Genomic DNA, 13735 nt, shown 5'->3' with positions numbered 1-13735 from the left:
AAATCAATCTTTAACCTGTGAGCCCGCAAGAGTCTGCAGCGCCTCGTTATCCAGCACAGTGATGTACTTACCTTTGACCTCAATCAGATCCATTTTTTGGAAACGTCCAAGTAAACGACTAATGGTCTCTACCGTAAGTCCAAGATAATTGCCGATATCACCGCGAGTCATGCTTAAGCGAAACTCTTTCGAGGAGAAACCGCGTTCGCCATAGCGGGTAGCCAGATTATTAATAAATGCGGCCAGACGCTCTTCAGCATTCTTTTTACTCAGCAACAGGATCATGCCTTGGTCGGTCATGATTTCGCTGCTCATCATACGCATGATTTGCTGACGCAATTTTGGCATTGAACCTGATAGTTCATCGAGCGTGTTATAGGGGATTTCGCACACCATTGACGTTTCGAGCGCTTGCGCAAAACTCTGGTGTTTTAATGAATGGATACCATCAAAGCCAATCACATCACCGGCCAAATGAAAACCAGTGATCTGCTCATCGCCTTGTTCGGTAATGGTGTAGCTTTTAATCGTGCCTGAACGTATGGCAAACAGCGATTTTAACGCATCCCCCGACTTAAAAAGTTGTTCACCTTTTTGAATCGGTTTTTTTCGTTCAATAATATTATCTAGCTGATCTAGCTCGTTATTATTTAGCGTGAAGGGAATACATAAGGTGCCCATACTGCAATCGTGGCAATGGATTGCACAACCTGTAGTTGCTGGACGGCGGAGCTTGCTGGTTTCGATAGCCATAGTTTTTCCTGATTAAAACTACTCATGCCATCTTAACGTCGTTTCAGCAGCTCCGCTACCCAAGACTTGAGCCAGATCAAAAAAACATGTCGGTTGCCGCAAAACGTATCATCGCACTTGATTTTCTGTCAGAAACTTGTTGTTGAATTTGCTAAATAAGCAAGGGAAGAAGCTGAAAGATTGTTTGCACGGCGAAAAAGCCGGGATAACAATTGACTAATCTTGGTGGTCTGACGCTGTCGCTTCAGTCGTCTTTTTCAATGATTCTGCTGCCTTCGGCGTGGTGCTACTTTTGCTACCCACCTTAACGCGCGACAGCCAAAATAGGGCGCCAAGCGCTAATAAAATCCCTAACATTGCCAGCGGCAATAGCACGTACATCATGCTCATCAGCAAAATCGCCCTTTATTACACCACACCAACTTTTAGTTCAATCGAATACTACTGCGCGCCGGAACACAATACCAGTGACAAAAAGCTACTAATCGTCAGCGAACGCAATCCATATAAAGCGGACAATACGATGAACCAATTGCAGTAAATGCTTAGTTTGTAGCATACGATTACAGATGCTTTACCGTATGATAAATAACATTGTATCAACCTTACGCTTAGTGACAGTCCGTTGTACCATGACTTCAACTAACGCAGTGAAGATGGAAGTTGAATGAAACCGGCGCAACGAACGCAGCAAATCGAACCTTTCTATGTCATGGAAGTCGCTAAACGTGCGGCAGAAATTGAACGTTCATTAACGCCAAACGATCCGTCGATGATACATCTCACCTTAGGTGAACCGGACTTTACAGCACCACCATTGGTGCAAACGGCGGCAATTAACGCAATATCACAGGGTTTAACGCAATATACGCCTGCGCTTGGCTTAACTGAGCTAAGAGAACAGATCAGTCAATGGTATGAAACACGGTTTGGCTTAACAATTCCGGTAGAGCGAATCGTCGTGACTGCAGGCGCATCTGCCGCGTTACAGCTGATATGTATGGCGCTGGTTGAACCCGGCGATGAAGTGATGATGCCGGATCCTTGTTACCCGTGTAATCGCCATTTTGTTACCAGCGTGGGCGGGACGGCGGCGTTGATTCCGACGACCGCTGCCGAGCGGTTTCAACTGTCCAAGCAAAAAGTCGCCGACCATTGGCAGCCTCGCACCAAAGGCGTATTGATTGCTTCTCCATCAAATCCTACTGGCACGTCCATTAGCGCCAGTGAACTGAACGCCATTCATCAATACGTGAAAAGCAAGCAAGGCTTTACCATCGTCGACGAACTGTATTTGGGGCTCAGTTACGATGAAGCCTACGCACAATCGGCATTAGCGTTGGATGACGACATCATCAGCATCAATAGTTTTTCGAAGTATTTCTCAATGACAGGTTGGCGTCTTGGCTGGATGGTGGTACCGGAACGCTTGGTCGCGACAGTAGAAAAGCTGGCGCAAAACTTTTTCATCTGTCCGAGTACGATTTCTCAGCATGCAGGTATTGCTTGCTTTGCGCCCGACAGCTTAGCGGAATATGAACAGCGCCGCGCTGAATATCGACGTCGACGCGACTGGGTCATTCCTGCATTCAACGAATTGGGATTAACGGTGCCGGTTATGCCAGATGGCGCTTTCTATGCTTGGGCAGATTGCAGTAGCTGGAGTGAAGCAATGGAGTTACCTTCAAGCTGGGAATTTGCCTTTGAAATTATGCAGCGCAGCCATGTAGCAATTACACCTGGACGTGATTTTGGTAGTGCCGACACCGACCGGTTTGTTCGTTTCTCGACCTCGAATTCCTTAGATAATTTGCAGCAGGCGGTGGAACGGCTTGCCAAGTTACACGCGACACTGTTTCGATAATTTCAATATTTGGAAAATTAGCAATTTTTTTGTTTGATTACCCATCATTAATGGAAAAAAGATGAATACTGACAGTAAAGAATACTTAAAATATTTAACCTATTATCCGGTAGCGATAGTTATATTGTCATCTGTATCTTTTTGCTTGGGAAATCTATGCGCATCAATATATTATGGAAGATTTGGAATAGATTACTTTAAATATGCCGATTTTCAAACGGGATATCTTTTTCTCCTGCAAAACTTAGACTCCGCCTTAATATTTTTCATATTTACCGCAACAGTATTAATGATAGGCTATAGTGCAAATAAAATGTTTATAACTTTTATTTCAAAGATTGAAGGCAATAAAGAAGATATTTTAAACTTAACTAAGCAAAGAACACAGGAAGGCGAAAAACTTATTTTTCTAATGAAATCCTTAGTAATAAAGGAATATAACAATTTCAAAAACAGTAAACTACTTATCCCATTAGTATTAATATTAGCAACACCCATTTCTGTTGGTTATTTAACCACAAATTTGACCGATAACCTCATAAAAAACAATGTCAAAAAGCGTCTGTATCGCCCCGTCAATGTAAGATATGGCGCAAAAAATGATTTAATATGTGTTTATCCTGTTGGTAAAATTGGTGAATTTACGGCGTTTGTAAATGAAGAAATTCAACCAATTCTTATAAAAACCTCTTCCATAGAAAGCGTGATTCGAATTTTAGACAGAGTGGAAACAACTCATACTGATATAGAAGCAAAGAAGTTAGCGGCTGTGGAACAACCACCAAAGCGGTTTATGAATGAGCATGACAAAAAAATATGGTATAAAGCTTGGGATTCCCTTTGCAAGAGTGACATTTCATATAAATTAATAGATTTCAATAAACTAAGAAACGATGATTAAGTACCGTTTCCTGTCTTGTATTTTTCACGAGTGATTGAATTTCATTGGCTATTTTCCCTTACTAACGTTTATTTATCCATTCGCTGTTTCTGTTTCGCCGATGCGGCACGGTCATGTAAATCAGTATGGGTATAGATATTGGTGGTCGATAGATCCACATGGCGTGCATCATCGCGTACATGTACCGTATTTCGGCCTTCAGCCAAATCAGTGGAAATGCCGCTGTGGCGTAACCAATGAACTGTCGCAGCTTTCATACCGTGAGCTTCAGCAATCAGTTCCTCTTTATCGGGTGATTCCTCAGCGTCCTTAAGGAGTAATTCTGCAGCAAACTCGAAAACGTCCTGCATTAAATAACGCACAGCTCGAACCGATAAGCCATCACGGATCTGGCCACTTACCAGAATCTTCGGCAGCAGCGGAATAGATTCCTCTGGCGCCGGCAAATCGGGTAATTCAAGTCCGGTTTGGGCTGCTATCTGCCGACGGTACAGCTTTAGTTCTTCAAGTAATTCAGGTGGCACGGTAACTAAATCACTTTTGTTGTTTTTGCTGGTGCCAGCAGGAATATAGAAAAACCAGTCGCCGGCAACACGTTGAAAACAACCCATTGTCGGAGTGTAAGTCTGCCAGCCTCGTACCGTGTGGCGAGATATCTCAGAAATTCTTAAATAGCGATGGAATAGTAGGGCGACGGCAAAACGCGCCTTGGCCCATTTACTCGGATTTGTCTGCGCCATTTTTCGCGAGGCTAAAGTGAGATATTGCACCTGAGTTGCGGTAAATAGCTTAGTGGTGATCTCTTGCGTAGGCGCCGCACTAGCGATACTGCGTTTACGTGCTGATAAGGCCGGATTACCCATGGCAATTTCAGCGTCATCCACCAAAAACTGATAAAACGCACTGACGGATGCCAGCATTGCCTTAATCGAGCTTTGTGTTGGAGCAGGGCGGTTAGCTACACAGGGGCGCCATTGTGGATTGAATGCTTCATCATTAGTAAAGCGTTTAACTTGATAGGCGCTGCACCAATCTTTAGGCGGATGACTATAAAAGCGCACCATATCCAGAAGATCACTTGGCCTAAGCGTGGTAACGGACACTTGTTTTATCATCCACGACCATAGCAGCAACTTCTCAATATCACGCCGATAGCTGCGAAATGTATTGGGGCGACTTTGTACACCACGTAAAAAACGACAGGCTTCTTGGTATTCTAACAAGCTGGAATCTATCACCTTAAACACATTGTCATTCTGATGATATTCCGTCAACGCTAGTTCTATATCGGTATTGTGGTCACCAGCAAAAAGCGGTTGCAATAGCAAAGTCATAGAGAAATATTAAACATTATTAGTGCGCTACAGCATAACACATTTTTGCTGATAACCTCGATTATCGGCAAAAGATTGTAGAAGGGGTTTTGTTGGCGAAATGTCGGTTTTTACGCCATTAAATGATGGTCACAAAAACATCTAACACATTGTTTTTTTTAGATATCAGCACTAGGCTGAATGTCCAACTAACTTCTGCGATATTCTCAAGAACAATTTGAGCTGTCGCGAACCTTGTTTAACGTCGCCTATGGTCATACTTGGCGATCAATATTACAGCGAATGATCGCTCAGGAGGCATCAGCATCATTTAGTTAATTCTTTGAGCTAATCACCGACTAATTCGAACTAGGAACCGATTTTGATATATCGTTCTCGCGAAGTTAGATCGCGGCATTCCGTCTGATAGATTGCTGCGCAATAGCACTTTTAGTTCAATTAAGCACTAACGGGCGTTAAAGCGCTCAAGCTAACAAACCATCGGTCACGCACGCGCTTTACATTGCATGAAATTGAATTCGACAATACTAGGTACGGCAGATTTTAATCTCGAAGCGACAGTTGTTGGCTAATCGATACAAACAAATGTGCAAGACTCTAGGTTATGACGATTCATGGCTTGAAGACCATTGATTGAATCCAAGCGTCGTACGTCGCCATAACTCAAGTGTCTTGAGCTGACATTTATAGTGATTCACTAGGCACAAAGCGGCTAGACGCTTAAACACAAAACAAATTGGGCTCAGAAAAATATTGAGGTTGATAGAAGCTGCAATCATCAACCATACACAAACAAACTCAATCAGCAGTAGCTACACAAGTACTGAATAGCAACTCACTGATATCTGTTGTAGTAGTAAGTCGCTAAAATAATGTGTACGTTAAGCTGATTATCTCTATATAGAGATTTTTACTATCAACTACTTAGCATCACACAGCCCAAACCCCAAGCAGCCACACAGCGTCACATCTAAATGCGCACAATGTATATTATGTTAAATTAAATGTATGTGTAGCATCCTAATTGATTCTCTGTTTGATAATTCTCACTGAGAATCAGAATGTTCTCACTATTCTGATTTAGATGCTCTACTCTGAAATGCATGAGAATTTTGTGTCTGAGTGTTGATGACAAATAAACATGGCTTATAGGAGTCCCTGATACTTTGTTCATCAGTTGCTAAGTCTCGGTACACATCGACACGTGCCCGTGCTTCACAATATCTTTCCCTGGACTATTTTGTGGCGCTAACTGATTTTGCTTAGCACCACGAATTCCAATCGAGCTCAGATGTATTGGATTTCATCTTGTTGTGTTCTTCACAAAGAATCTGAAAATTGCTTATGTCTTCCTGGAGTTTTGGATATTTCGAACAAGGCTTTCTTGTGATCAACATGAAGCACTACGCCATCATTTGGACCGCTACCATAGCTGACGGAGAAATTTCAGACTTAGCTACCGCCGCTCTATCGGCTGTGATCCACATAATATTGTGGTTGTTAAACAAAGGAGCACTGATTAGACTCGAAAAGAAACTCGGGCAGCCATGACTAACGTATGAGAAAGATAAACTACCTACTGATTTTTATAGCATTACTGCTATCCGGTTGCACAAGTCAGCCCACTATATATATTTATGTAAAGTATCTAAATAACAACCAAAAAGAGACTATAATAAACACCTTCGCGAAATCGGATAAATATCGCGTGGAGGTAAACAATTTTGATTTTCCAACCGATATAACAGAAAACACTCTCCTCTACTCATTGTTTATACAGAAGCCTGAATCTATCGATATCGCGTCTAGCTTATCTGACGCTGCTGGATTTTCAATTCAGCAAAAACAAATTTTTACTGTAGGAAACCACTGGTATACAAAGGACTCAATAGCGTTATTTTTGTTCCCTAAAATTATAGATAACGGCATTACTTTTTTTAAGGAAGATTTAATTAACGATTATAAAGCACAAAATTGTGGTACAGCGACTTCGCTGAAGCTTAATAAGAATGGTTCATTCAACCTCGAATCATTATCAAAAAGCGGCGACAATGTAATTGAATCAATAGATGGCATTTGGAAGTACAGGCAATACCCATATTTGGAATTGCAAAGAAAAGGTTCACCATATGCGGACTATTACTTTGAAATAAAACGCTTTAAAGGTGCAGATAAGGTAAGTGAGATAGACTACATGGAATTAGTTTCTCTTAACACGAGTAGTTTACCCGAAGGCTGTTCTTTCTTAATTGGTACGAGAATATAAGAGACATTTGGATCCAAGTATTAAGGGCTCTAAGCGCTGTAAACTCCATACAATTGAAGTAACGTGGACGTAAAAAAACGTCAGGATTGCCGAATTTTTTTCTAGAGCTTTGTCCACCAACAGCAGCTTTGCCCCCGTCAAGCATTCAAAAGTATTGCCATGCGTTTGCAGCACTTTAGCTTTGCCTCACCACATATTTGCTGGCGCCACCACATGTTGCAAAGGTATTTTTTTGAACTCCAACAAATAGTCATACAAATGATCCCACAAAGCGTTAAATCTATGTAATTATTGGTCATTAATCGATGTTGTGCGTAAAAAGCGACGGTAGTACAGCGTTGCAGATAGCGATCATTGCTGATAACACAAGTTAAGGAGATCAGATGTTAAGGCGTTTATATCATTCACTTTGGATAGGTTTCGCGACGTTACTGTGCCCTTTTTTCAGCGCCGCCTCATGCGAGGCCGTCAGTTATCCGTTATCGACGCAGCAGCAATTTATTGCGGATGCCAATGGCTGTAAGTTGATACTGAAAAGTGTCAATTGGTTCGGTGGTGAATCTGCCGCTTTAACCCCTGGTGGATTGGATAAGCAACCGCTGGCCGACATTATCGCACGCATTAAACAAGGTGGTTTCAATTCAGTACGTTTGCCTTGGGCAAATGAAATGGTGGCTAAAAATCCGCTGGTTGACCAACGTTTGTTGGCGGCCAATCCACAGTTGCAAGGTAAGAAGGCATTAACGATATTCGATGAGATTATTGATAGCCTAGGTGCTGCTGGCCTAATGGTTATCCTCGACAATCATCGTAGTCGAGGCGACTGGTGTTGCGATGCTGAGCACGGTGATGGCTTGTGGTACTCCAAAGATTACACACCTGCAAGCTACTTTGACCATTGGCGCTTTATGGCTAAACGCTATAAAAGCCGACCGTTTGTAGTGGCGGCAGAACTTCGCAATGAAGTGCGCCCAGATAAACAGCTCGATTTAACACCGAGTTGGGGCGACGGTAATGAAACGACTGATTGGAAAGCCGCTGCAACCAAAGCTGCAAATAGCATCCATCAACAAAACCCAAATTTGTTGATAATGATTGGCGGATTGCGTTGGCAAACGGATTTAGCCGATATCAAAGCCAGTCCAGTGACCTTAAAAACGCCAAACAAACTGGTTTACGTAGCCCACGATTATGTATGGAATCACCCTGCTGGTGATCTTACCGATGCCAAAGCCTTTGCGAAAAATGCCTTTGAGCGCTGGGGGTTTGTGTTAGAGCCAAATAAACCTTACACCGCCCCACTCTATTTGAGTGAATGGGGTGGTTGCACTCAAACAGGTAAAAATGGTGAACGCTGCAGCGAAGACCGCTATCAATTTGTCACCGCATTTGCAGATTATCTATGCAATTTAACGGGCGACGCTCCTGCAAGTTGGGCTTACTGGCCTTTGAACGCTACGCAAATGATGGGCTATAGCCGCAAAGAAGGCGAAGTTGAAACCTATGGTTTGTTAAAGCCGGATTGGAAAACTTGGGCTTCACCTACTTTGATGAAAAAACTGAACAGCCCAAGCTGTACACCTGATTTTTCCAAATGATCAGTTATCCAGTCTCGGCATTATTGCCGAGGCATTTTTTTGAGATGGAATGATTTCAGATGTTTAAATTCTTCTCCATATTGGCAGCGCTAAGTATCAGTTGTGCCTGCCTTGCTGAACCTCAGCAATCTGCAATGCCTCCGTACGAAGATCTCAGCGTTTTCCATATCAACACCCTAACACCTAAGGCGACGTTTATACCTTATGATTCGTTAGCGAAGGTGTTGGTCGATGACCACGTAAGTTCGCCATATTATCAATTACTTAATGGTAATTGGCAGTTTAAGTTATATCCAAATCCAGCCGCAGTACCAGCACGTTTCTGGCAAAGTGACAACAAGATTAGCCAGTGGCGAACTATGCCTGTACCTGCTGATTGGCAGATGCATGGTGAAGATTATCCAAATTACGTCAACAACGGTTATGCGTTTATAGTCGACCCGCCGAAAGTCCCCGCAACGCACAACCCCACTGGTGCCTATGTTCATCAATTTAGTGTTGAGAAATTACCACCTAACATGCGCCAAATACTGCATTTTGGTGCGGTTAAATCTGCTTTCTTTTGCTGGCTTAACGGTGAGTTTGTTGGATATAGCGAAGGCAGTAAAACGCCAGCCGAATTTGATGTAACCAAACTGCTAAAGCGCGGACAGAATACTCTGGCGCTAAAAGTACTACGCTTTGCCGATGGGAATTACCTCGAAGATCAGGACTTTTGGCGCGTTAGCGGTATCGAGCGCGATGTCTATTTGTATCAACAAAATGCCTTACATATTCGTGATTATTTTGCCAAAACATCGCTAAGCGATAACTATCAGAATGGCGTACTGTCGCTGGATGTGAACCTTGCTAACAGCAGTAATCAAGCGCAACAGAATGTGACAGTTTTGGCACAACTGCTTGATGAAAAACAACAGCTTGTTAAACAAGTGACACTAAACACTAATGTCGCATCTAATAGTTCCGCTGAATTAAAAATTAACACCAAGATAGACAAGGTCGCGGCCTGGTCGGCCGAGACACCACACCTCTACTCTTTGGTATTGAGTATCAAACAAGCTGATGCCGCCCCGCAATTTGTAGGCAGTAAGATAGGCTTCCGTCAGGTAGAGCTTAAAAACGGTCAGGTGCTGGTCAATGGTCAGCCGGTATTATTTAAAGGCGTAAATCGTCACGAACATGATCAATTTGAAGCACATGTGGTAAGCCATGAGTCGATGTTGCGCGACATTAAAATGTTTAAACAAAACAATATTAATGCTGTACGTACCTCGCATTATCCCAATGACCCTTATCTATATCAATTGGCCGATAAGTACGGCATCTACGTGATTGATGAGGCCAACATAGAATCTCATGGCTTTGGTTACGACTCGGATAAAACCCTGGCGAATAAACCTGAATTTGAGGCAATGCACCTAGATCGTATTCAACGCATGGTGGAGCGCGATAAGAACCATCCCTCAATTATCTTTTGGTCTCTCGGCAATGAAGCTGGCGACGGCCCCGCATTTATCAAAGGTTATCAATGGGCTAAGCAGCGCGATGATTCACGCTTAGTACAATATGAACGCGCAGAACGTCATGCCACAGACTTTCATCAATGGCATACCGATATCTACAGTTGGATGTACGCCAGTTTGCCGTCCATACAAACTTATCTGGACAGCAAACCACCGAGACCTTTCATTTGGATTGAATACGCGCACGCCATGGGCAACAGTAGCGGCAATCTCGTTGAGGATTGGCAAATGGTGCGCCGAGAGCCGCAGTTTCAAGGAGGTTTTATTTGGGATTGGGTCGACCAAGGGTTAGTCAAGCAGCAAAATGGCAAAACATTTTGGGGCTATGGTGGTGACTTTGAACCCAAAGGCGTACGTAACGACGATAACTTCTGTCTCAATGGTTTAGTAAATCCAGACCGTACGCCGCATCCGGCACTCTTTGAAGTGAAAAAGGTGTATCAGGATCTGCACTTTGCTCATATCTCTGGTAACCAATTCACTTTGTTTAACGAAAACTTTTTTACCGATCTGAGTCGCTACCAATTTGAATGGCGCGTCATCGACAATGGTAAGCAGGTCAATAAAGGCACTTTGCAGTTACACGCTGCACCGCAGCAAACCGTGGAATTTAATGTACCAGCATTGGCGTCAATGCCTGCTAACGGCCATGAACGTTTTATCGAGTTTTATGCTAAAGCAAAATTCGGCGATGAACTTGTACCGAAAGGAACCGTGCTGGCAACAGCACAAATTCCGCTAGAACACGCTGTTAATGCCGAGCATGTTGTCGAAAAGGCGGCGCCACTGACCTTTAAGCAAACACCTGAAGGTTCAAAATTAAGTACGGATAGCGCCACACTGCGTTTTAATGCAGAAGGCTATTTAGCCGAGTTACAACTAGCTGATAGCCAACTACTATTGCAACCGCTTAAACTTAACTTTTGGCGCGCGCCCACTGACAACGACTTTGGCAGCCGTTTTCAACAACGCGCACAAGCTTGGAAACTGGCAACCGAGCGACAACAAGGCCTCGGGATAAAACTGATTGAGCAGCAAGCGAATTTCATCACACTGCAACAGCAAATAGCGCTTGAATCGGTTAACGCCATCGCGACAGTAACCTATCAGATCAACAGTGCTGCCGAGGTATTGGTCAAAGTTGATTTGCCTTTCAACAGTGATGATTCGCTTAGCGAGTTACCGCGCATTGGTATGCAACTGCAACTGCCCTATTCACTCAATCGGGTTAATTATTATGGCCGTGGCCCCTTTGAAAACTACCAAGATCGCAAATCTGCCGCCTTTATCGGAATCTATAACAGCACAGTTAAAGACCTAGGTTTTGCCTATATCCGTCCGCAGGAAAATGGTAATCGCAGTGATGTGCGTTGGAGTGAATTTTATAATGCTGAGGGGCTCGGCGTGCGCGTTACGGCCGTAAAAGGTTATGGCGACGTTGCAACGTTCGATTTTAGCGCACGTCATCAACTCAATAGTGACTTCGATGCCGGTATGAGCAAAGCGCAACGACACAGCATCGATATTCCCGAACGTCATCTAACGCAGGTAAATATTGATTACCGCCAAAGTGGTGTGGGTGGCGATGATAGCTGGGGCGCCAAAGCGCATCCTCAATATCTGTTGCCGCCGAAACACTATCAATTCAGCTTTACCATTAGGCCTGTATTACGCCACCAATGATCACTCGTTAGTAAAAAGGCGCCAGCAATACTTACGGCGCCTTTTCTTTTATCGGATCACGAACAACGTTAGCCATCATTACTCGCGAGCGACTGTTTAACGGATTTGCCTAACAATGAGTGGATCCAAAGCAAGAGTATCTGTATAGCCAAGGCAGCAAATACCACATAGTGAGACGGATAAAGTCCACTAACCACAAAACTAGTTAGCGCTAAGGCACCATTGGTTAGCGCATAAGGCAGTTGGGTTCGAAAGTGTTCAAACTGATCACAGCCGGAGCCAGTGGAGGCAAATACTGTAGTTTCCGAAATCGGTGAACAGTGATCGCCAAACAGTCCGCCAGATAACACCGCACCAATACAGACCAGCATCGGCGAATCTATGGCGATTGCCGTTGGCAAAACCAACGGCATCATGATAGCGAAAGTGCCCCAAGACGAACCGGTGGCGAACGAAATAACCGCCGCAATAACGAAGGTTGCCGCAGGCAACAACCAAGACGGAAAGCCGGCCTGAGCAATGCGGGCAATATAAGCGGCAGTACCTAACTCTTTACCTAGCGCACTCAATGTCCAAGCTAAGACCAACACAATCGCTATCTGCATCATATTGTTCATCCCTTGCAGATAGAGACTAATGCCCTCACCGATTTTCCGCACACGGCTGGCGGCCATTAGAAGGATCAAGGTCGTGGCAGCAAAGAAATAGCCACTAGATAATGCCGCTCTGAATACCGCACCGGAAATCTGTTTAAAAGGAAAACCTAGCGGAACTAACATCACCAAGATGACGCTGACCATAACCAATAGTGGCGCCCAGACAAACGCCGCTTTAGCGTTAGGATGAGAGAAACTTTTTACGCTGACATCGGTATAACCGTGTGTCAGCCCTTCGTTGACCGCCCTTTCCGCACGCGCCATTGGCCCGAAGTCCATCTTGTGCATTGCCAACACTGGCACAATAACAACCGCTAATATTGCGTAAAACTGAAACGGAATTGCGCCAACAAACGCATCCCACTCACTGATATCAGGCGCTGCCACGACCAGCTCTTTGCGAATAAGCCCCATGATATAAACGCCCCAACCGATAAATGGCACTAAAATCGCCACGGGAGATGCGGTTGAATCAACAATAAACGCGAGCTTTTGTCGTGAGACGTTGAGCTTGTCGAACAGCGGCCGAAATACCGGACCAATGATCAGTGGTGTCCCTAGATCGGAAAAGAAGATGACGATGCCGCCAAACCATGCCGCAATTTGTACTTGCCATTTGGACTTAACCCACGAGGTAACGCGTTCTGCAAATGCGTGGCCGCCACCTGATTGTTCCATCAGCGCCACAAAACCGCCGATGAATACCAACAACACGAGTACGCCAGCGTTATAGCTATCGGTAACTTGTGGCACCAAATAGTGCTGCACCATTTGACCGAAAACGGATAACGGATTAATTGATTGCTGCAGCATCAATACGCCAACAACAACACCAGAAAACAGACCTAGCACCACTTTACGGGTCCAAAGCGATACCAATAAGGTAACCAAAATAGGCATTAACGACCATGCGTCCTGCTGAAACACTACAACCTCTGTTTTTATTTTTCTTTTAATGTAACAGGGTTATAACAAACTATGTCAGCGAAGCAAAACCCTGCATCGGATGAAAAACAGATCGCTTAATTGTCGTTGCAGAATATGTAATTTGTCTCGAGCACGCGGGGATTGGGAAGTCGAACGCTGGACAAACAAAAGGCCCGCATAATGCGAGCCTTTTGTTTTGAATATGGCGGAGGAGCAGGGATTTGAACCCT

General features: G+C 44.1%; 9 protein-coding genes. 5 read left to right on the top strand and 4 right to left on the bottom strand.

Going from position 1 to position 13735, the window contains the following annotated elements:
• Window positions 1-3: 3 nt before the first annotated feature.
• Together etrA and HR45_RS19355 are read right to left on the bottom strand one after the other, a co-directional pair.
• The gene (gene etrA / locus HR45_RS02560) at window positions 4-753 is read right to left on the bottom strand and encodes an electron transport transcriptional regulator EtrA (protein ID WP_037439491.1); all 750 of its coding nucleotides are present in this window, start codon (window positions 751-753) and stop codon (window positions 4-6) included.
• 216 nt (window positions 754-969) lie between these two features.
• Window positions 970-1143 carry a hypothetical protein gene (locus tag HR45_RS19355; RefSeq protein WP_156103992.1) on the bottom strand — a complete coding sequence of 58 codons (174 nt, stop codon included), beginning with the start codon at window positions 1141-1143 and terminating at the stop codon, window positions 970-972.
• Between the two features lie 277 nt (window positions 1144-1420).
• Here HR45_RS19355 and HR45_RS02555 point away from each other — a divergent pair, with 277 nt between their 5' ends.
• On the top strand, window positions 1421-2617 hold the full coding sequence (locus HR45_RS02555; RefSeq protein WP_037439488.1) for a pyridoxal phosphate-dependent aminotransferase: 1197 nt from the start codon (window positions 1421-1423) through the stop codon (window positions 2615-2617).
• A gap of 61 nt (window positions 2618-2678) precedes the next feature.
• Window positions 2679-3518, top strand: a complete 840-nt coding sequence (locus tag HR45_RS02550; protein WP_037439486.1) for a hypothetical protein — start codon at window positions 2679-2681, stop codon at window positions 3516-3518.
• A gap of 68 nt (window positions 3519-3586) precedes the next feature.
• Here the strand turns inward: HR45_RS02550 and HR45_RS02545 are convergent, their stop codons facing one another.
• Window positions 3587-4852, bottom strand: coding sequence for a tyrosine-type recombinase/integrase (locus HR45_RS02545; RefSeq protein WP_037439484.1), 1266 nt, complete (start codon window positions 4850-4852; stop codon window positions 3587-3589).
• Between the two features lie 1708 nt (window positions 4853-6560).
• On the opposite strand from HR45_RS02545, the gene HR45_RS02535 reads away from it, so the two are divergent.
• From HR45_RS02535 to lacZ, 3 genes are all read left to right on the top strand, one after another.
• Window positions 6561-7118 carry a hypothetical protein gene (locus tag HR45_RS02535; protein ID WP_156103991.1) on the top strand — a complete coding sequence of 186 codons (558 nt, stop codon included), beginning with the start codon at window positions 6561-6563 and terminating at the stop codon, window positions 7116-7118.
• Window positions 7119-7501: 383 nt separating this feature from the next.
• A complete protein-coding gene (locus HR45_RS18965; protein WP_052074438.1) occupies window positions 7502-8716 on the top strand; it encodes a glycoside hydrolase family 5 protein in 1215 nt (404 codons plus the stop codon).
• A 59-nt stretch (window positions 8717-8775) separates the two neighbouring features.
• A complete protein-coding gene (lacZ, locus tag HR45_RS02525) occupies window positions 8776-11922 on the top strand; it encodes a beta-galactosidase, LacZ type (protein ID WP_052074437.1) in 3147 nt (1048 codons plus the stop codon).
• Window positions 11923-11990: 68 nt separating this feature from the next.
• Here lacZ and HR45_RS02520 read toward each other — a convergent pair whose 3' ends face one another.
• Window positions 11991-13505 carry a Na+/H+ antiporter NhaC family protein gene (locus HR45_RS02520; RefSeq protein WP_037439481.1) on the bottom strand — a complete coding sequence of 505 codons (1515 nt, stop codon included), beginning with the start codon at window positions 13503-13505 and terminating at the stop codon, window positions 11991-11993.
• Window positions 13506-13735 lie beyond the last annotated feature (230 nt).

The sequence above is a fragment of the Shewanella mangrovi genome (assembly GCF_000753795.1).
In the GTDB taxonomy this organism is placed as follows: domain Bacteria; phylum Pseudomonadota; class Gammaproteobacteria; order Enterobacterales; family Shewanellaceae; genus Shewanella; species Shewanella mangrovi.
Note: the sequence above shows the minus strand (reverse complement) of the source record. Positions and strands in the feature narration are given on the sequence as shown.

Bases quoted from the DNA above. Each gene is read 5' to 3' on its own strand.
- etrA (WP_037439491.1), bottom strand. From the start codon at position 753: ATGGCTATCGAAACCAGCAAGCTCCGCCGTCCAGCAACTACAGGTTGT.
- HR45_RS19355 (WP_156103992.1), bottom strand. From the start codon at position 1,143: ATGAGCATGATGTACGTGCTATTGCCGCTGGCAATGTTAGGGATTTTA.
- HR45_RS02555 (WP_037439488.1), top strand. From the start codon at position 1,421: ATGAAACCGGCGCAACGAACGCAGCAAATCGAACCTTTCTATGTCATG.
- HR45_RS02550 (WP_037439486.1), top strand. From the start codon at position 2,679: ATGAATACTGACAGTAAAGAATACTTAAAATATTTAACCTATTATCCG.
- HR45_RS02545 (WP_037439484.1), bottom strand. From the start codon at position 4,852: ATGACTTTGCTATTGCAACCGCTTTTTGCTGGTGACCACAATACCGAT.
- HR45_RS18965 (WP_052074438.1), top strand. From the start codon at position 7,502: ATGTTAAGGCGTTTATATCATTCACTTTGGATAGGTTTCGCGACGTTA.
- lacZ (WP_052074437.1), top strand. From the start codon at position 8,776: ATGTTTAAATTCTTCTCCATATTGGCAGCGCTAAGTATCAGTTGTGCC.